The sequence below is a fragment of the Pseudomonas sp. DW-iso17 genome, from assembly GCF_058725345.1.
In genome coordinates, this window is sequence record NZ_JBZXEA010000021.1 from 322001 (window position 1) to 339419 (window position 17419).

The 17419-nt window shown below is 59.2% G+C and carries 15 protein-coding genes; 4 read left to right on the forward strand and 11 right to left on the reverse strand.

The annotated features are described in order from the left end of the window. Positions 1-36: 36 nt before the first annotated feature. The 5 genes from AC4PS6_RS15845 to hutC all read right to left on the reverse strand — a co-directional run bounded on the left by AC4PS6_RS15845 (position 37) and on the right by hutC (position 6035). On the reverse strand, positions 37-1002 hold the full coding sequence (locus AC4PS6_RS15845; protein WP_014716535.1) for an ABC transporter substrate-binding protein: 966 nt from the start codon (positions 1000-1002) through the stop codon (positions 37-39). Positions 1003-1071: 69 nt separating this feature from the next. Then, positions 1072-2517, reverse strand: a complete 1446-nt coding sequence (locus AC4PS6_RS15850) for a purine-cytosine permease family protein (protein ID WP_014716534.1) — start codon at positions 2515-2517, stop codon at positions 1072-1074. A 178-nt stretch (positions 2518-2695) separates the two neighbouring features. Beyond that, positions 2696-4366 (reverse strand): urocanate hydratase, encoded by a 1671-nt coding sequence (gene hutU, locus AC4PS6_RS15855; protein ID WP_336826757.1) that lies wholly within the window; start codon positions 4364-4366, stop codon positions 2696-2698. A 401-nt stretch (positions 4367-4767) separates the two neighbouring features. Further along, positions 4768-5328 carry a HutD/Ves family protein gene (locus AC4PS6_RS15860; RefSeq protein WP_014716532.1) on the reverse strand — a complete coding sequence of 187 codons (561 nt, stop codon included), beginning with the start codon at positions 5326-5328 and terminating at the stop codon, positions 4768-4770. After that, a complete protein-coding gene (gene hutC, locus AC4PS6_RS15865) occupies positions 5325-6035 on the reverse strand; it encodes a histidine utilization transcriptional repressor HutC (RefSeq protein WP_224796965.1) in 711 nt (236 codons plus the stop codon). The genes AC4PS6_RS15860 and hutC overlap by 4 nt, the downstream gene beginning before the upstream one ends. A 147-nt stretch (positions 6036-6182) precedes the next feature. Between hutC and AC4PS6_RS15870 the strand changes: the two genes are divergently transcribed. Continuing rightward, positions 6183-7547, forward strand: coding sequence for a formimidoylglutamate deiminase (locus tag AC4PS6_RS15870; protein ID WP_032901814.1), 1365 nt, complete (start codon positions 6183-6185; stop codon positions 7545-7547). Positions 7548-7673: 126 nt separating this feature from the next. Here AC4PS6_RS15870 and AC4PS6_RS15875 read toward each other — a convergent pair whose 3' ends face one another. Further along, complete coding sequence (locus AC4PS6_RS15875) at positions 7674-8243, reverse strand: lipocalin family protein (RefSeq protein ID WP_014716529.1); 570 nt, start codon at positions 8241-8243, stop codon at positions 7674-7676. Positions 8244-8273: 30 nt separating this feature from the next. After that, on the reverse strand, positions 8274-8528 hold the full coding sequence (locus tag AC4PS6_RS15880; protein ID WP_003187823.1) for a hypothetical protein: 255 nt from the start codon (positions 8526-8528) through the stop codon (positions 8274-8276). Positions 8529-8748: 220 nt separating this feature from the next. Here AC4PS6_RS15880 and AC4PS6_RS15885 point away from each other — a divergent pair, with 220 nt between their 5' ends. Together AC4PS6_RS15885 and AC4PS6_RS15890 are read left to right on the forward strand one after the other, a co-directional pair. Further along, a complete protein-coding gene (locus AC4PS6_RS15885) occupies positions 8749-9021 on the forward strand; it encodes a type II toxin-antitoxin system Phd/YefM family antitoxin (protein WP_003171142.1) in 273 nt (90 codons plus the stop codon). Next, complete coding sequence (locus AC4PS6_RS15890) at positions 9018-9341, forward strand: type II toxin-antitoxin system RelE/ParE family toxin (RefSeq protein WP_014716528.1); 324 nt, start codon at positions 9018-9020, stop codon at positions 9339-9341. Before AC4PS6_RS15885 ends, AC4PS6_RS15890 begins: the two co-directional genes overlap by 4 nt. A 57-nt stretch (positions 9342-9398) precedes the next feature. On the opposite strand, the gene AC4PS6_RS15895 is transcribed toward AC4PS6_RS15890, so the two are convergent. Together AC4PS6_RS15895 and AC4PS6_RS15900 are read right to left on the reverse strand one after the other, a co-directional pair. Continuing rightward, the gene (locus tag AC4PS6_RS15895) at positions 9399-10409 is read right to left on the reverse strand and encodes a class 1 fructose-bisphosphatase (protein ID WP_003187818.1); all 1011 of its coding nucleotides are present in this window, start codon (positions 10407-10409) and stop codon (positions 9399-9401) included. Positions 10410-10625: 216 nt separating this feature from the next. Next, positions 10626-13076: a glycogen/starch/alpha-glucan phosphorylase gene (locus AC4PS6_RS15900; RefSeq protein ID WP_020302392.1), complete on the reverse strand. Its 2451-nt coding sequence runs from the start codon at positions 13074-13076 to the stop codon at positions 10626-10628. A 237-nt stretch (positions 13077-13313) separates the two neighbouring features. Here AC4PS6_RS15900 and AC4PS6_RS15905 point away from each other — a divergent pair, with 237 nt between their 5' ends. Next, positions 13314-13748: a YkgJ family cysteine cluster protein gene (locus tag AC4PS6_RS15905; RefSeq protein WP_003187815.1), complete on the forward strand. Its 435-nt coding sequence runs from the start codon at positions 13314-13316 to the stop codon at positions 13746-13748. Between the two features lie 209 nt (positions 13749-13957). Here AC4PS6_RS15905 and typA read toward each other — a convergent pair whose 3' ends face one another. Beyond that, positions 13958-15778: a translational GTPase TypA gene (typA, locus tag AC4PS6_RS15910; RefSeq protein WP_014716526.1), complete on the reverse strand. Its 1821-nt coding sequence runs from the start codon at positions 15776-15778 to the stop codon at positions 13958-13960. Positions 15779-15917: 139 nt separating this feature from the next. Next, positions 15918-17372 carry a tRNA uracil 4-sulfurtransferase ThiI gene (gene thiI / locus AC4PS6_RS15915; protein ID WP_014716525.1) on the reverse strand — a complete coding sequence of 485 codons (1455 nt, stop codon included), beginning with the start codon at positions 17370-17372 and terminating at the stop codon, positions 15918-15920. Between the last annotated feature and the right edge of the window lie 47 nt (positions 17373-17419).

Genomic DNA, 17419 nt, shown 5'->3' on the forward strand with positions numbered 1-17419 from the left:
CCCGGCCACCCTTGAGGGTAGCCGTGCACACTTGACCTACAAGGCCGCGTCGATTTTCTTGGCTGCGTCGTCGCTCACCCAGGCGTGCCAGACTTCAGGATGTTCCTTGAGGAATATTTTCGCCAGTTTCGGCGACTCGATCCGCTCCTTGGCCATGCGGCCCAGGTTCTGGTTCAGCAGGTCGATGGGCAGGTTGACCTTTTCCAGCACGGCCACCAGTTCCGGGGCTTGCTCGTGGAAAGTCTTGGAGAGGCCGACCTTGATGCTCACGGTTTTGTCCACGCCGGGCTTTTCTTCCAGCTTGACCAGATCGACCTGGCCCATCAGCGGTGTCGGTGACCAGTAGTAGAACAGGATCGGCTCGCCACGCTTGTAGCTCGACAGCACCGCTGCATCCAGCGCCGGGCCGGTGCCCGGGCGGAAGTTGGTGTAGGTGCTTTCCAGGCCGTAGCTCTTGAGCATTTCGCTGTTGTCCAGCTCGCAAGTCCAGCCGGCCGGGCAGTTGTAGAAGCGGCCCTTGGACGGCTCTTCCTGGTCCTTGAACACCGAGGCGTACTTGGCCAGGTCGGCGATGTTTTTCAGGTCCGGCGCCTTGGCTTCCAGCTTGCGCTTGGCGTCGCCTTCGATCACATAGCGCGGCACGTACCAGCCTTCGACCGCGCCGACCACCGGAGCACCGACGCCCACGACTTTGCCGGCCTTCTCGGCTTTGTTCCAGACCTCGCTGCGACCTACCCACTCCTCGGCGAACACTTGGATGTCGTTACTGCCCAGGGCGTTTTCCATGGTGATGGAATTGCCCGGCAAGCTGTCGGTTTTGCAGTCGTAGCCTTTTTCCAGCACGGTTTGCAGGATGTCGGTGAGCAACATGCCGCTTTCCCAATTCAGGCCGGCGAATTTCACCGGTTTACCCGACTCGCACCAACCAGCCGCCTGGGCGCCGGCACTTGCCAGCACGCCAGCTGCGAACAAAGTAGCCAGCAAGGTCTTATTCATAGTCATTGTTGTGACGCTCCCAATCATGAAATGGATTACGGCAGTCAGTAGGCGTCCTGCCCTGTCCACGTCCCATCAGGCTTGTGCAGCCAGCCCGTTTGTTGTGGGTGAAGCGCCCTGCTCTTTTGGCAGGATCAGGTGATCGGGTACCGTGCCGTGCCATTTTTTTGCACACACGTAATACAGGGCCGCCGGCAGTACCAGGCCGATGATCCAGGAGATATCTACATCCCCCAGCGCGGCCACCAGGGGGCCGGTGTAGAACTTGGTGGAGATGAACGGCAACTGCACCAGCACGCCGAATACGTAGACGCTGATGCCCAGCAGGTTCCAGCGGCCGTAGCGACCGTTCGGGTCGGCCAGCGCCGGCACGTCATAACGCTCGCGGGTGATGCAGTAGTAATCCACCAGGTTGATCGCGCTCCAGGGCGTAAAGAACGCCAGCAGGAACAGGATGAACGACTTGAATGCACCGAGGAACGAATGCTGGCCGAGCAACGCGATCAGCGTGGCCGTGCCGACGATCATCAGCACAAACACCAGACGCTGCAGACGCGTGACCTCCAGACGCCCACGAAAGCCGCTGATGATAGTGGCGATGCACATGAAGCTGCCGTAGGAGTTGAGCGTCGAGATGGTGACCTTGCCGAACGCGATGCTGAAGTACAGCAACGCAGCGGTAGCCCCCGTGCCGCTCAAGCCAACGATGTACGCCACCTCGTGGCCGGCAAACTGCCCGTTGGACATGGCCGCGGCAAACACGCCGAGGACCATCGCCACTTGGGCACCGATGACCGAACCTGCGCCAGCAGCGAGAAAGGTTTTCACCGATGACGTGTGGCTCGGCAGGTAACGCGAGTAATCCGCCACGTAAGGGCCGAACGCAATCTGCCAGGAGGCCGCCAGCGACACGGCCAGCAGGAAACTGCTCCAGCTGAAGTGGCGGATCTGCAGGAGCGCGCCAACGTCGGTCTGGCTCATCAAGCGGCTGAACAGGTACACAAAGGCAACCACGCCAATCAGGCTGGCGACCCGGCCGATGAAGTGGATCACCCGGTAACCCAGCACCGTGACCAGCACGATGACACTGGCGAAGATCAGGATGCCGACGCTGTCGCTGACCCCGAACAACTGGCCCAGCGCCTGGCCCGACAGCACGGTGCCGGTGGCGGTGAAGCCCAGGTACATCAAGCACACCAACACGATCGGAATGGCCGCGCCGTACACGCCGAACTGCACCCGGCTGGAAATCATCTGCGGCAGGCCAAGCTTGGGCCCTTGCGCCGCATGCAGCGCCATGACGCCACCGCCGATCAGTTGACCGATCAGCAAGCCGATCAACGACCAGAACACATCACCGCCCAGCACCACGGCCAACGCCCCGGTGACAATCGCAGTGATCTGCAGGTTGGCACCCATCCACAGGGTGAATTGACTGAATAGACGACCATGTCTTTCCGCTTCCGGGATGTAGTCGATCGAACGTTTCTCGATCAACGGGGTGGTGTCGTTTGCAGCCATGTTGTTCAACCTCTGATGGATTGTTTTGTATGCATCTTGCTCTTCCGTGGGCGCTGGCTTGCTGTGGCGAGGGAGCTTGCTCCCGTTCGACAGCGAAGCTGGAGCCGGCTTTTTGGGGCTGCTTCGCACCCCCAGCGCAAGCAAGCTTGCTCGCCACACAAGCCCACCCCACATTGAGTTACTTGATCATCGGCAGGTTCAGGCCTTGTTCCTTGGCGCAGTCGATAGCGATCTGGTAACCCGCATCCGCATGACGCATCACCCCGGTCGCCGGGTCGTTGTGCAGCACGCGGGCAATCCGCTCGGCCGCTTCGTCAGTACCGTCGCAGACAATCACCATCCCTGAGTGCTGGGAGAAGCCCATGCCCACGCCACCACCGTGGTGCAGCGACACCCAGGTCGCGCCGCTCGCGGTATTAAGCAAGGCGTTGAGCAGCGGCCAGTCGGACACAGCATCGGAGCCGTCCTGCATGGCTTCGGTTTCGCGGTTCGGGCTGGCGACCGAGCCGGAGTCCAGGTGGTCACGGCCGATCACGACCGGCGCGGACAGCTCGCCGCTGCGCACCATTTCGTTGAACGCCAGGCCCAACTTGGCACGCTGGCCCAGGCCGACCCAGCAGATACGTGCCGGCAGACCCTGGAAGCTGATGCGCTCGCGGGCCATGTCCAGCCAGTTGTGCAGGTGGGCGTCGTCCGGGATCAGTTCTTTGACTTTGGCGTCGGTCTTGTAGATGTCTTGCGGGTCACCGGACAGCGCCGCCCAACGGAACGGGCCGATGCCACGGCAGAACAATGGGCGGATGTAGGCCGGTACGAAACCTGGGAAGTCGAACGCGTTTTCCACGCCCTCTTCCTGGGCCATCTGGCGGATGTTGTTGCCGTAGTCGAAGGTCGGGATGCCTTGCTTCTGGAATTCGAGCATGGCTTTGACGTGGACGGCCATCGACTGCTTGGCGGCCTTGATCACGGCGGCCGGCTCGGTCTTGGCGCGAGCGCGGTATTCGTCCCAGGTCCAGCCGGCCGGCAGGTAACCGTTGAGTGGGTCGTGGGCGCTGGTCTGGTCGGTGACCATGTCCGGGCGCACGCCACGCTTGACCAGTTCTGGCAGGATCTCTGCGGCGTTGCCCAGCAGCGCGATGGAGATGGCCTTGCCTTCCTTGGTGTATTTGGCGATGCGCGCCAGGGCGTCGTCGAGGTCGGTGGCCTGCTCGTCGACGTAGCGGCTGTTCAGGCGGAAGTCGATGCTGACTTGCTGGCACTCGATGTTCAGCGAGCAGGCGCCGGCCAGGGTCGCGGCCAATGGCTGCGCGCCGCCCATGCCGCCGAGGCCGGCGGTGAGCACCCAACGACCGGTCAGGTCACTGTTGTAATGCTGGCGGCCGGCTTCGACGAAGGTTTCGTAGGTGCCTTGGACAATGCCTTGGCTGCCGATGTAGATCCAGCTGCCGGCAGTCATCTGGCCGTACATGACCAGGCCCTTGGCATCCAGTTCGTTGAAATGCTCCCAACTGGCCCAGTGCGGTACCAGATTGGAGTTGGCAATCAGCACGCGCGGGGCGTTGCTGTGGGTCTTGAACACGCCGACCGGCTTACCGGATTGCACCAGCAGGGTTTCGTCGTCGTTCAGATTAGTAAGGCTCTCGACGATCTGGTCGTAGCACTCCCAGTTGCGCGCCGCGCGGCCGATACCGCCGTACACCACCAGTTCTTTGGGGTTCTCGGCCACTTGTGGGTCGAGGTTGTTCATCAGCATGCGCAGCGGCGCTTCGGTCAGCCAGCTTTTGGCGGTGAGCTTGTTACCGCGGGCGGCGCGGATTTCGACGTCACGGTATTTTGTAGGCTTGGTCACAGCTAGGACTCCTCGGCGATCGATGCGCGAACAGGGATGGTGCAAAGTCTTACGCACACATCTTTACTTGTATGTACAAGCATATGCAATCGAGCGGCCAACTTTAGCCAGGAGTGGTTGGGTTTTTTTTGCACGGGGCGTGCGAGCCTTGTAAATCAAGGCTTCAAAGCTTGATGAAATTTCTTACGGAGGTTTGTTGCAGCGCGGGGAATTTGTCACGGCAGCGAAGCTTTGCGTCACGCTGGGGCATTCGGTAACAAATTGGTGCGCGGAGTGGAAACAGATTTTGTGAACAATGCAAAAACAAAGGTGGGAGCTGGCTTGTCTGCGATAGCGGTGTGTCAGTCAGCGCATCAGCTACTGATATACCGCTATCGCAGGCAAGGCAGCTCCCACAGTTTTTAATCGCGTGCGGTCAGTTCGATGATGCAGCAGCGGCCAGTGACAGAGATATCCAGCAGGCCCGTGTTACCGTCCACTTGCAGGCAATCATGGTGGCCGAGCTTCTCGCCCAGCACCTTCACCTCATCCGCCACGCTGAACACCAGCACCGTCTGCGCGGTGCTGAAAAACTGCTGCACGCCATCCACCCACTGCAAGCGTGCGTGGTAACGCTGTGGCGAGTAGATCAGGTTGAAGTCGCGAATCGGCCCCGTGATCAAACGGCATGACACCTGGCTTTCGCCGTTGAACGCGAACGGCTGCAACGGTAACAACCCGCGCTGCTCCTCACCGTCTACGGTCAACACCATGCCGGCGCCTTTGATCACCGTAATCACGCGCTGGTAGCCGGCGAAGGTGGAAAACCCACCCGATTCGGCGATATCGGCAATCGACAAACGCCAGCCAAAACCCTCCAGGCCGGTGCCGGCGTCGCGACTGATTTCTTCGGTACTGCCGCCGCCGTTCTTCCACGGCATGCGCACGTAGTCGGCGGCACGCCAGACGTTGATCTCACTCATTTACTGAAGCGTCCTTCGAGGCTGTGACGGGAACCGGGGTGGATCAACCGCGCCGCAGTCACCGGCTGGCGACCCGACCAGGTGCGTCGGCGAATCAACAGGCACGGCTCGCTCGGCTCGATCTGCAACAATTTGCACTCGGCGGCATCGGCGAGGATCGCCTCAACCACATGCTCGCCCTCAGTCAACGGCGCGACCTGGTTCAAATAGGCATACGGGGTTTGCTGGGTGAAGTCCTGCTGCAAGTATTCCGGCGCGACCAGGGCGTTGACGAAACGGTCTTCTATTTGCACAGGAATGTCGTTCTCGTAATGCACGATCAACGAGTGGAACACCCGCCCGCCTTCGCGCATTTCCAAGGCAACGGCGCGTTCGGAGCCGGCGGCCTCTTCGCCCAGGGTGATCACCTGGCAAGTGTGCCGATGCCCGCGGGAGGCGATTTCATCGGCGATGTTATGCACTTCAAACAGGGCTGACTGGCTTTTCGGCTCGGCAACAAACGTACCCACACCCTGCATACGCACTAGCAGGCCTTCGGCGGTCAGCTCGCGCAGGGCGCGGTTGATGGTCATGCGGCTGAAGCCCAACTGGCTGACCAGCTCGCTTTCCGACGGCACGCGGTAATGGGGCGGCCAGTTGCCGTTGAGGATCTGCTGGCTGATCATCTGTTTGACGCGGGCATACAAGGGCGCCGGACTTTCGTCCATGTGGGCAGCCAGCGAAGACTTGGCGGGCGGAGTCGGCACAGGGAATCCTTGCAGGGGAAAAAGATGCATAGATTGCCGGAGTTTACCGAGCAGGCAAACGTCTGTATATGTATATACAAATAAACACACGACCGGGGTGCCTTGATCATGTCCGCTTTCTTTGCCGAACGCGCACTGCTGCCTAATGGATGGGCCAATGATGTACGTCTTGAAGTCAGCACCGATGGCCTGCTGACAAAGGTTGAGCCCAATGCCAGTGCAGAAGGTGCGGAGCGGCTCAGGGGCCCGGTGTTGGCGGGCATGCCGAACCTGCATTCCCATGCCTTCCAGCGCGCCATGGCGGGCTTGGCCGAAGTGGCCGGCAACCCCAATGACAGCTTCTGGACCTGGCGCGACTTGATGTACCGCATGGTCGGCAAGATCAACCCCGAGCAGTTACAGATCATCGCCCGCCAGCTGTATATCGAAATGCTCAAGGCCGGCTACACCTCGGTGGCCGAGTTCCATTACGTGCACCACGATCTCAGCGGCCAGCCCTATGCCGACCGTACGGAACTGTCCCGCCAGATCAGCCAGGCGGCCGCCAGCAGCGGGATCGGCCTGACCTTGCTGCCGGTGCTCTACACCCACGCGGGCTTTGGTGGCCAAGCGCCGAATGAAGGCCAGCGACGGTTTATCAACAGCACGGAACACTACCTGGACTTGCAAGCGCGCCTGCAGCCCATTCTGGCGGCACAACCGGCGCAGCAACTGGGTCTGTGCTTCCACTCCCTGCGCGCCGTCACCCCCGAACAAATCCATACCGTGCTGGCCGCCAGTGACAAGAGCTGCCCGGTGCATATCCACATCGCCGAACAGCAAAAAGAAGTCGACGACTGCTTGGCCTGGAGCGGCAAGCGCCCGTTGCAATGGCTGTATGACAATGTCGAGGTGGATGAGCGCTGGTGCCTGGTGCACGCCACCCATGCCGATGCCGACGAAGTGACACGCATGGCCAACAGCCGAGCGATTGCCGGTTTGTGCCTGACCACGGAGGCCAACCTGGGCGATGGGATTTTTCCTGCGGTGGACTTCCTCGCCCAGGGCGGCCGCATGGGCATTGGTTCCGACAGCCATGTGTCACTGAGCGTGGTGGAAGAACTGCGTTGGCTGGAATACGGCCAGCGCCTGCGCGATCAACGGCGTAATCGGTTGTATCGCAGTGACCAACCGATGGTGGGTCGCACGCTGTTCGATGCTGCGCTGGACGGTGGCGCACAAGCGCTGGGCCAGCCGATTGGTCGACTGCAAGTGGGCAAGCGTGCGGACTGGATAGTGCTGGACGGTAGCGACCCGTACCTGGCGACGGCCAGTGAGGATGGGATTCTCAACCGCTGGCTATTTGCCGGTGGTGATCGGCAAGTGCGCGATGTACTGGTCAATGGCAAGTGGGTGGTGCGAGATGGGCATCATGCTGGCGAAGAAGACAGCAGCCGGGCATTCACCCAAGTGCTGAAGGACTTGCTGAACTAACGGCCAACCCATGACAACTGTGGGAGCTGGCTTGCCTGCGATAGCATCAACCCGGTGCAACTGATGCACCGAGGTGCCTGTATCGCAGGCAAGCCAGCTCCCACATTGGGTTGAGGGTACTCAGGATTACTGAGAGGACTTTGCCATCTGCTTGTCCGACGTACGCCAGATCAGCCGCGTGGTGTCATACCCTTGCTGTCGCGCCCTGCTCAGCAGGTCTTCGCGGGTATCGGCACTCACCGTCGGCGTGCGCGACAGGATCCACATATAGCGCCGGCTCGGGCTGCCGACGATGGCGGTCTTGTAGTCATCGCTGACATACAGCACCCAGTAGTCGCCCTTGGCAACGCCCGGCAACAGTGATGTAAACCAGTTATTGAATTCCACCCACAGCTTGTCGGTCTTGCCTGGTACCTGCGGCGTAGCCGTGCCTTTGGCCTCTTGCCACTTCCACTCAGGCGTCAGGCAGCGGTTGAACACCGACATGTCACCATCAGGCAGCAAGGTATAGCGGGCTTCGGATTGCGCACAGTTGCGCTGAAAGTACATCGGCAACCGGGCCAACTCATACCAGGTGCCCTGGTAACGCTTGAGGTTGACGTTGCTCGCAGTCTTGGGTTGCAGATCATCGCCAGAATGGCTGGCGCAGCCCGCCAAAAACAGGCTGGCGCAAAGGAACAAAACAAAACGCATCATTCTTCTTCTCCCGCAGGCTCGCGCCCCGGTTTACTTCAGGCCTTGCCCGGAAAACATCAGAACTTTGTCACCGGCGTACTGCACGCTGATAAAGCTGTTTTTATCGCCCCAGGTGCAGCTGGACATGCCCAGTGCGCCGGAACAATCGGTTGGCTTGCCCAGCAACGACTCCACCTCGGCCTTGGCCATGCCGGCTGAGAGCTTTTGGTAGTTTTCTTGGGTGACCTTGCTGCAAGCGGCTAAGAGCACGCAAAAAGCCAGCAGGGCGAGACGGCGTATAGACATGGAAAAGCTCCTGGAGAGACAAAGCAGCTGGGGTATCTGCCAGAAGCTTAGAAGGGAAAAGGGGTGTCTGGTTCCCGATGGGGGGTGCTATTTATTTTTTATGTGAACTGGCCCCTTGAACCGTGTTTTCGAGTGAAAAATCACCGCCTTTCATCAGTTGCTGTCTAGCAAAGACCAAATTAAGACTAAAATCAGTCACACCTTGAGCAGGGGTCATCCCATGAAATTTTCTTCGCAGATAAAGCCGATCAGCTACTTGAAAAGTCATACCGCCGAGATCGTCAAAACACTCACGGAAAGCCGCGAACCCCTGGTCATCACCCAAAATGGCGAAGCGAAGCTGGTGGTGATGGATGTGAAGAGTTTTGAGGAGCAGGCAGAAACCATGGCCTTGTTAAAGCTATTGGCCCTGGGCAACCGGCAGATTGAATTGGGGCAGTTTCAAGACATGGAGGACGTGTTCGCCGAGCTGGACAAGGACGACGCTCAATGACATTCAAGGTTGTGATTCTTCACTCGGCAAAACGCGACCTTAAAGATATCAAGTCATACCTCATCCGGCAGTTCTCGACATCGACCTGGCAGCAGTCCTACGACGCGATGAAACAGGCCATGCGACTGCTTGAGTCTCAACCCTATGCTGGCTCGATACCGCAAGAGATCGAGAAGTTGAATCTCAGCCAATATCGACAGGTTGTCTGTGGCATGAATCGGATCATCTACGAAATTCGAGACCCGATCATTTACGTCCACATCATCGCCGACACTCGGAAAAACCTGCAGGCGTTGCTGCTGAAAAACCTTATTCAATAAAAACAAAAGCCCCGAAGCGCTGAGCGCATTTCGGGGCTTTTTTGTTACCGCAAGCTCTTACTTCTTGTGATAAGCCGTCACGCGCTCAACTTCTTCCTTCGAACCCAGGAACACCGCCACACGCTGGTGCAGGCCTTCAGGCTGGATGTCGAGGATGCGCTGGTGGCCGTCGGTAGACGCACCGCCTGCCTGTTCAACCAAAAACGACATCGGGTTGGCTTCGTACATCAGGCGCAGCTTGCCTGGCTTGGACGGCTCGCGGCTGTCGCGTGGGTACATGAACAGGCCACCACGGGTCAGGATGCGGTGCACGTCGGCAACCATCGCGGCTACCCAGCGCATGTTGAAGTTCTTCTTCAACGGGCCTTCTTCGCCTTCCATCAGCTCGTTGACGTAGCGCTTCACCGGTTCTTCCCAGTGGCGCTGGTTGGACATGTTGATGGCAAATTCCTGGGTAGAAGCAGGAATCGAAATGTCTTCGTGGGTGAGTACGAAGCTGCCCATTTCACGGTCCAGGGTGAAGCCTTTGACGCCGTCGCCCAGGGTCAGCACCAGCATGGTCTGTGGGCCGTAGATCGCGTAGCCGGCAGCAACCTGCTCGGTGCCTGGTTGCAGGAAGGCCTTTTCGTTCAGGGCTTCGTTCTGGCTCAGGTATTCGTTGGGGCAACGCAGCACCGAGAAGATGGTGCCGACCGGTGCGTTAATGTCGATGTTGGACGAACCGTCCAGTGGGTCGAATACCAGCAGGTATGCGCCCTTCGGGTATTTGCCTGGGATCTGGTAGGCATTGTCCATTTCTTCGGACGCCATGCCGGCCAGGTGGCCACCCCATTCGTTGGCTTCGAGCAGGATTTCGTTGGACAGAACGTCCAGTTTCTTCTGCACTTCGCCCTGCACGTTTTCAGTGCCCATGCTGCCCAGGACACCGCCCAGTGCGCCTTTGGAAACGGCGTGGCTGATTTCCTTGCAAGCACGCGCCACCACTTCGATAAGGAAGCGCAGATCGGCAGGCGTGTTGTTGCTGCGGGTCTGCTCGATCAAATAGCGACTCAAGGTAACGCGGGACATGGACGGCTCCGGAGAATGGGGGGCTGAAAACCCGCGCAGTTTAGCGCGAGTCGAGGCTGATTTCCTCTAATCAGAGGATTTAACGCCAATAGAGTTCACGACCAGGCTTGATGTGGGAGGGGGCTTGCCCCCGATTGCGGTCATTCAGTCAATGCATGAGTGACTGATCAACCGCTATCGGGGGCAAGCCCCCTCCCACATTTTTAACCGCGGCCGTCAGTCGAGGGCTTTCCAGATCTCGGTGGCATATTCGCGGATGGTGCGGTCCGAGCTGAACCAGCCCATGCGCGCTGTGTTGAGCACGGCCGAGCGCCACCAGGCCTTGGAGTCGTGCCAATGCGCCTCGACCCGCGCCTGGGCGTCCCAGTAGGCGTCAAAGTCGGCACACACCAGGAACCGGTCGTAGTCGATCAGCCCATCGATCAGGCCCACATAGCGGCCCGGGTCGTCCGGCGAAAACACCCCGCCACGGATCGCTTGCAGCACATCATTCAAACGATGGGAGGCAGCGATATCCGGCCCGGCGTTGAACTCGCCGGCGTGTTTGCGGGCCTCCACCTGCTGGGCACTGAGGCCAAAGATAAACATGTGCTCGGCGCCGACACGCTCGTGCATCTCAACGTTGGCGCCGTCCATGGTGCCGATGGTCAGCGCGCCGTTGAGGCCGAACTTCATGTTGCTGGTGCCGGACGCTTCGAAACCGGCGGTGGAAATCTGCTCCGACAAATCCGCTGCCGGAATGATGCTTTCCGCCAGGCTGACGTTGTAGTTGGGCAGGAACACCACCTTGAGCAGGCCGCGCACGGTCGGGTCGTTGTTGACGGTGCGGGCGATGTCGTTGGTCAGCTTGATGATCAGCTTGGCCTGGTGGTAGCTGGCTGCCGCCTTGCCGGCAAAGATCTTGACCCGAGGCACCCAGTCGATGCCCGGCTCGGCACGGATCGCCTGGTACAGCGCCACGGTGTGCAGCAGGTTGAGCAGTTGGCGCTTGTATTCGTGGATGCGCTTGACCTGCACGTCGAACATCGCCGCCGGGTTGATCGCAATGCCCAGGCGCTCATGGATGATCTGCGCCAGGGCGCGCTTGCTGTGCAGGCGCTGCTCAGCAAATGCTTTGCGAAAGGCCGGTTTCTCGGCAAAGGGTTCCAACTCGATAAGACGCTGCTCGGGCTGGTCGAGAATATCCGGGCCCAGCGCTTCCACCAGCATATCGGTCAACTTGGGGTTGGCCTGATACAGCCAGCGACGGAAGGTAATGCCGTTGGTTTTGTTATTGATGCGTTCGGGGTAGAGCTTGTGCAGTTCGGAGAACACCGTGCTGCGCATCAGCTGGGTATGCAAACCGGACACGCCGTTGACGCTATGGGAGCCCAGGAACGCCAGGTTGCCCATGCGCACGCGGCGGCCGTTGTCTTCTTCGATCAGCGACACAGCGCGCAAAACATCGAAGTCGTGGATGCCTTTGGCACGCAGCGAGTCGATATGCTGGGCGTTGATCAGGTAGATGATCTGCATATGCCGGGGCAGCATGCGTTCCATCAAACCTACCGGCCAGGTTTCCAGCGCTTCGGGCAGCAGGGTGTGGTTGGTATACGAAAGGGTCTCGACGGTGACATCCCACGCGGCTTCCCAGGGAATGTCATGCAAATCGACCAGCTGGCGCATCAACTCGGCCACGGCGATGGACGGGTGGGTGTCGTTGAGTTGGATGGCGGCGTGCTCGCCCAGGCTCAATACCGAACCGTGCATGTTCTTGTGGCGGCGCAGCAAATCCTGCAGGGACGCGGAGACGAAGAAATATTCCTGGCGCAGGCGCAGTTCCTGCCCTGCTTCGGTGCTGTCGGCCGGGTAAAGCACTCGGGAGATGCTTTCGGCGCGGGCCACTTCGGCGACGGCGCCCAAATGGTCACCGGCATTAAAGCGCTCCAGGTGCAGGTCTTCTACGGCCCGTGCACGCCAGAGGCGCAGGGTGTTGACGCTGGCCCCGCGCCAGCCGACGACCGGCGTGTCATAGGCCACGGCACGTACGGTTTCGTTGGGCGACCACACCTGGATCATCTTGCCGGAGGCGTCCGCAATGGTTTCAACGCTCCCGCCAAACCCGATCGGGTAAATCACCTCGGCGCGCTCGAATTCCCAAGGGTTGCCGAAATCCAGCCAGCGTTCGGTCTGCTCCTGCTGCCAACCGTCGACAATGGCCTGGCGGAACAAGCCGTGTTCATAACGAATGCCGTAACCGTGGCCCGCAATGCCCAGCGTCGACATGCTTTCCATAAAGCACGCCGCCAGACGGCCCAGACCACCGTTGCCGAGCGCCGCGTCGGGCTCCAGCAGGCGGATGCGCTCCAGATCCACGCCCAGCTCCGACAGCGCTTCGCGAGCGATCTCCAGCACACCCAGGTTGCTCAGGCTGTCGTAGAGCAAGCGGCCGATGAGAAATTCCAAGGACAGGTAATAAACACGCTTCTGGCCTTTGCGATAAATACGCCGCGTGTGGTCCATCCAGTGGTCGACCATCTGGTCGCGGGCGGCCAGGGCAATGGCTTCGAACCAGTCATGATCGAAGGCGTGATCCGGGTCCTTGCCCACCGCGTAGGTGAGTTTGGTCAAGACAGCATCGCGGAATGCGGCTACCTCTGCTTCTCGTGCAAGCGGTTCCTGAGACATCGGTGCGACCTCGGGCGAGATTGAAGGAGTTGCTAGAGCCTAGTCGGTCTGACAGACGGTAGACGTGCTGGTTCGGCAGTTTTTTAACTCATTCGCCATGGACTGAATTTGATGCAGGGGTCGTGCCCGATCAGGCAGTGGCCAAACCTTTGAGCTGAAACCTGCAAAATATTGTTCAAAAAACCACCAATCCCGGTATGATCCCGCGCCCGTATACCGCCCCACCCTGGAACCCTGATGAAGCCTCAACTGATCGCCGCCGCGGAACTCGACCGTTTAGAGACCTGGCAGAAATATTCCGCCCACATGTGCGGCGGCTGCGTGTCCAGCTGCTGCACCCTGCCGGTTGAGGTGAAGATCAAGGACCTGATCCGCATTGGCATCGTCGATGAGTTCGAGCGCGGCGATCCGCCGAAGAACATCGCCAAGCGTTTGCAGAAAGAAGGCATCGTCGAGCGGTACAACAACAAGTCCGAAATTTTTACCCTGCAGCGCATGAGCAACAACGACTGCCTGTACCTGGATCGTAAGACGCGCTTTTGCACTATTTATGACAAGCGCCCGGATACGTGCCGCAACCACCCGAAAATCGGGCCGCGGCCGGGGTATTGCGCGTATAAGCCCAAGGAAGTGGTGCGCGAGACTAACTTCAAGACCCTCGACAAGTTCTAAGTTTTTGATCGTTCCCACGCTCTGCGTGGGAATGCAGCTGTGGACGCTCTGCGTCCGCTCTTGAAAGCAGGACGCGGAGCGTCCCACGCGGCGTTCCCACGCGGAGCGTGGGAACGATCACAACGGCACAGTCACCACAAAACCTGCAGGCATAAAAAAACGCCCCCGGCCTTTCGACCGGGGGCGTTTTTCATTCAGCCTGAGTTAACTCAGTTCTTGGCTTTCTTGGCAGCGCGGGTACGCTCGCCTTCGTCCAGGATCTTCTTACGCAGGCGGATCGACTTAGGCGTGACTTCGCACAGCTCGTCGTCCTGGATGAATTCCAGGGCCTGTTCCAGGGTGAAGCGAACAGGTGGAACCAGAGCGATGGTTTCGTCTTTGCCCGAAGCACGCATGTTGTCGAGCTTCTTGCCTTTGGTTGGGTTGACACCCATGTCGTTGTCACGGCTGTTCAGACCAACGATCTGGCCGTTGTAGATCTCTTGACCGTGTTCAACGAACAGCTTGCCACGCGCCTGGAGGGTTTCCAGGGAGTAGGTCAGCGCCTTGCCGGTTTCTACCGATACCAGAACACCGTTCTGACGGCCGGACATGTCGCCGGACTTCATGGTGTCGTAGCGATCGAAGATCGAGGTCAGGATGCCAGCACCGTTGGTCAGGGTCAGGAACTGGTTACGGAAACCGATCAGACCACGAGCAGGGATGTTGTATTCCAGACGCACACGGCCTTTGCCATCCGGCACCATGTTGGTCAGGTCGCCCTTACGCAGGCCCATCTCTTCCATGACCTTGCCCTGGGATTCTTCAGGGGTGTCAATGGTGACGTTTTCGAACGGTTCCTGCTTCACGCCGTCAACCTGACGGATGATCACTTCCGGACGACCAACACCCATTTCGAAGCCTTCGCGACGCATGGTTTCGATCAGTACCGAGAGGTGCAGCTCACCACGGCCGGAGACCTTGAACTTGTCAGCCGAGTCGCCTTCTTCAACGCGCAGAGCAACGTTGTACAGCAGCTCTTTGTCCAGACGCTCCTTGATGTTACGGGAGGTCACGAACTTGCCTTCTTTACCGCAGAAAGGCGAGTCGTTTACCTGGAAGGTCATGGAAACGGTTGGCTCGTCAACGGTCAGAGGCTTCATCGCCTCAACGTTGTCCGGCTGGCACAGGGTGTCGGAGATGAACAGCGAGTCCATACCGCTCACGCATACGATGTCGCCAGCGAAAGCTTCTTCAACGTCGATGCGGTGCAGGCCGTGGTGACCCATCAGCTTCAGGATACGACCGTTACGCTTCTTGCCGTCAGCGCCGATAGCAACAACCGGGGTGTTCGGCTTGACGCTACCACGAGCGATACGGCCAACGCCGATAACACCCAGGAAGCTGTTGTAGTCCAGTGCCGAGATTTGCATCTGGAACGGGCCTTCACGGTCGACTTTCGGTGCTGGTACGTTGTCGACGATCGACTGGTACAGCGGGGTCATGTCTTCAGCCATGTCGGTGTGGTCAAGACCAGCAATACCGTTCAGGGCCGAGGCGTAGATGACTTGGAAGTCCAGCTGTTCTTCGGTAGCACCCAGGTTGTCGAACAGGTCGAAGATCTGGTCCAGAACCCAGTCCGGACGCGCGCCTGGACGGTCAACCTTGTTGATGCACACGATCGGACGCAGGCCGGCTTCGAAAGCCTTCTTGGTCACGAAACGGGTTTGCGGCATAGGGCCGTCTTGAGCGTCAACCAGCAGCAGAACGGAGTCAACCATCGACATTACGCGTTCTACTTCGCCGCCGAAGTCGGCGTGGCCCGGGGTATCCACGATGTTGATGTGGTAGCCGTTCCAGTTGATAGCGGTGTTTTTAGCCAGGATGGTAATACCGCGCTCTTTTTCCTGGTCGTTGGAGTCCATCACGCGCTCGTCGTTGAGCTCGTTGCGCTCCAGGGTGCCGGATTGACGCAGGAGTTTGTCTACCAGGGTGGTTTTACCATGGTCAACGTGAGCAATGATGGCGATGTTACGTAGATTTTCGATCACTTGTGTATCTCGATCAGAGGATTCGGTGTGCTGACAGGTCGTGGCAGCGATTAACAGTAGAGTCAGGCCTTGCCGTTACAGCTTGACGGCAGAGTCGGGGGGCCGGTGACGCAGGCCACAGGCAAACAGCCCCGGGCTCTTAGCTCGGTCGATAAACGCGCACATTGGCATGCCCCTCACTGAGCAAATGGTGGGCATGCAGGCGACTCATCACGCCTTTGTCGCAATACAGCAGGTACTGACGGCTGTCATCCAGTTCCTTGAAACGCGCGTTCAATGCATAGAACGGCAGCGTTTGTACGTCGATGCCAGGAATCTCCAGCGGCTCGTCGTCGGCGGCATCCGGGTGACGGATGTCGATGATGATCTGGCCGGCCAGGGCTTCGCTGACTTCTTCGATCTGCACATCCTGGCCCAATTCGTCGATCACTCGATCGATTGGCACCAGCTTGGCGTTCTCGAGCGCACGCTCCAGAATCGCCATGTCGAATTCTTTTTCTTCATGCTCCACGCGGTGACGCTTGGCGTGGGTCTTGGGGTTCACCGAAATGACCCCGCAGTATTCAGGCATATGCTTGGCAAAGTCGGCGGTGCCGATTTGCTCGGCCAGGTCGATGATGTCCTGCTTGTGGCTGGCGATCAGCGGGCGCAGCACCAGCTTCTCGGTCACGCAATCAATGATCGACAGGTTCGGCAGCGTCTGGCTGGAAACCTGGGAAATCGCTTCGCCGGTCACCAGGGCGTCGATCTGCAATTGATCGGCGATTCGGGACGCAGCGCGCAACATCATACGCTTCAATACTACGCCCATATGACTGTTATCGACTTTGCCGAGAATTTCGCCCAGCACTTCCTCGAACGGCACGCTTACAAATAGCACGCGCTGGGAGCTGCCGTACTTCTTCCAGATAAAGTGCGCGACTTCCATCACGCCCAATTCGTGTGCACGCCCGCCCAGGTTGAAGAAGCAGAAATGGCTCATCAGGCCGCGACGCATGATCTGGTAGGCCGCCACCGTGGAATCGAAACCGCCGGACATCAATACCAGGGTCTGTTCCAAGGCACCCAGCGGGTAGCCGCCGATGCTGTTGTGCTGGCTGTGGATCACGAACAACCGTTGGTCGCGAATTTCCATGCGCACTTCAATTTGCGGCGCTTTGAGGGAAATTCCAGCGGCACCGCACTCGCGACGCAGCTTGCTGCCGACGTATTTCTCGACATCCATGGAGCTGAACGGGTGCTTGCCGGCACGCTTGCAACGCACCGAAAAAATCTTGCCTTCAAGCGCATTGCCGTAGTGCTGCTTGCACTTTTCGGTGATGTCGTCGAAGTCGCCCAGCGGGTACTCATCCACCTGCAGGAAATGCGCGATGCCCGGCATGCAGCTCAGGCGCTCGGTCATGTCCTTCAAGGCTTTGGCGTCGGTAATGCGGGTTTCCAGCTCGAGGTTGTCCCACACGCCGTTCACCACCACAGCCGGGTCCAGGTCACGGAGCACGGCACGGATGTTCTTGGCCAACTGACGGATGAAACGCGTCCGTACCGGTCGGCTTTTGATGGTGATCTCGGGGAAGACTTTAACGATTAATTTCATGGAAACAGCGCGCGCCGGGCCTGCTGAAAAAGGGGGGCGCGGATTAT

Coding starts and splice junctions, on each gene's coding strand:
- AC4PS6_RS15845 (WP_014716535.1), bottom strand. CDS start 1,002: ATGACTATGAATAAGACCTTGCTGGCTACTTTGTTCGCAGCTGGCGTG.
- AC4PS6_RS15850 (WP_014716534.1), bottom strand. CDS start 2,517: ATGGCTGCAAACGACACCACCCCGTTGATCGAGAAACGTTCGATCGAC.
- AC4PS6_RS15860 (WP_014716532.1), bottom strand. CDS start 5,328: ATGAGTGAGATCAACGTCTGGCGTGCCGCCGACTACGTGCGCATGCCG.
- hutC (WP_224796965.1), bottom strand. CDS start 6,035: ATGGACGAAAGTCCGGCGCCCTTGTATGCCCGCGTCAAACAGATGATC.
- AC4PS6_RS15870 (WP_032901814.1), top strand. CDS start 6,183: ATGTCCGCTTTCTTTGCCGAACGCGCACTGCTGCCTAATGGATGGGCC.
- AC4PS6_RS15875 (WP_014716529.1), bottom strand. CDS start 8,243: ATGATGCGTTTTGTTTTGTTCCTTTGCGCCAGCCTGTTTTTGGCGGGC.
- AC4PS6_RS15880 (WP_003187823.1), bottom strand. CDS start 8,528: ATGTCTATACGCCGTCTCGCCCTGCTGGCTTTTTGCGTGCTCTTAGCC.
- AC4PS6_RS15885 (WP_003171142.1), top strand. CDS start 8,749: ATGAAATTTTCTTCGCAGATAAAGCCGATCAGCTACTTGAAAAGTCAT.
- AC4PS6_RS15890 (WP_014716528.1), top strand. CDS start 9,018: ATGACATTCAAGGTTGTGATTCTTCACTCGGCAAAACGCGACCTTAAA.
- AC4PS6_RS15895 (WP_003187818.1), bottom strand. CDS start 10,409: ATGTCCCGCGTTACCTTGAGTCGCTATTTGATCGAGCAGACCCGCAGC.
- AC4PS6_RS15900 (WP_020302392.1), bottom strand. CDS start 13,076: ATGTCTCAGGAACCGCTTGCACGAGAAGCAGAGGTAGCCGCATTCCGC.
- AC4PS6_RS15905 (WP_003187815.1), top strand. CDS start 13,314: ATGAAGCCTCAACTGATCGCCGCCGCGGAACTCGACCGTTTAGAGACC.
- thiI (WP_014716525.1), bottom strand. CDS start 17,372: ATGAAATTAATCGTTAAAGTCTTCCCCGAGATCACCATCAAAAGCCGA.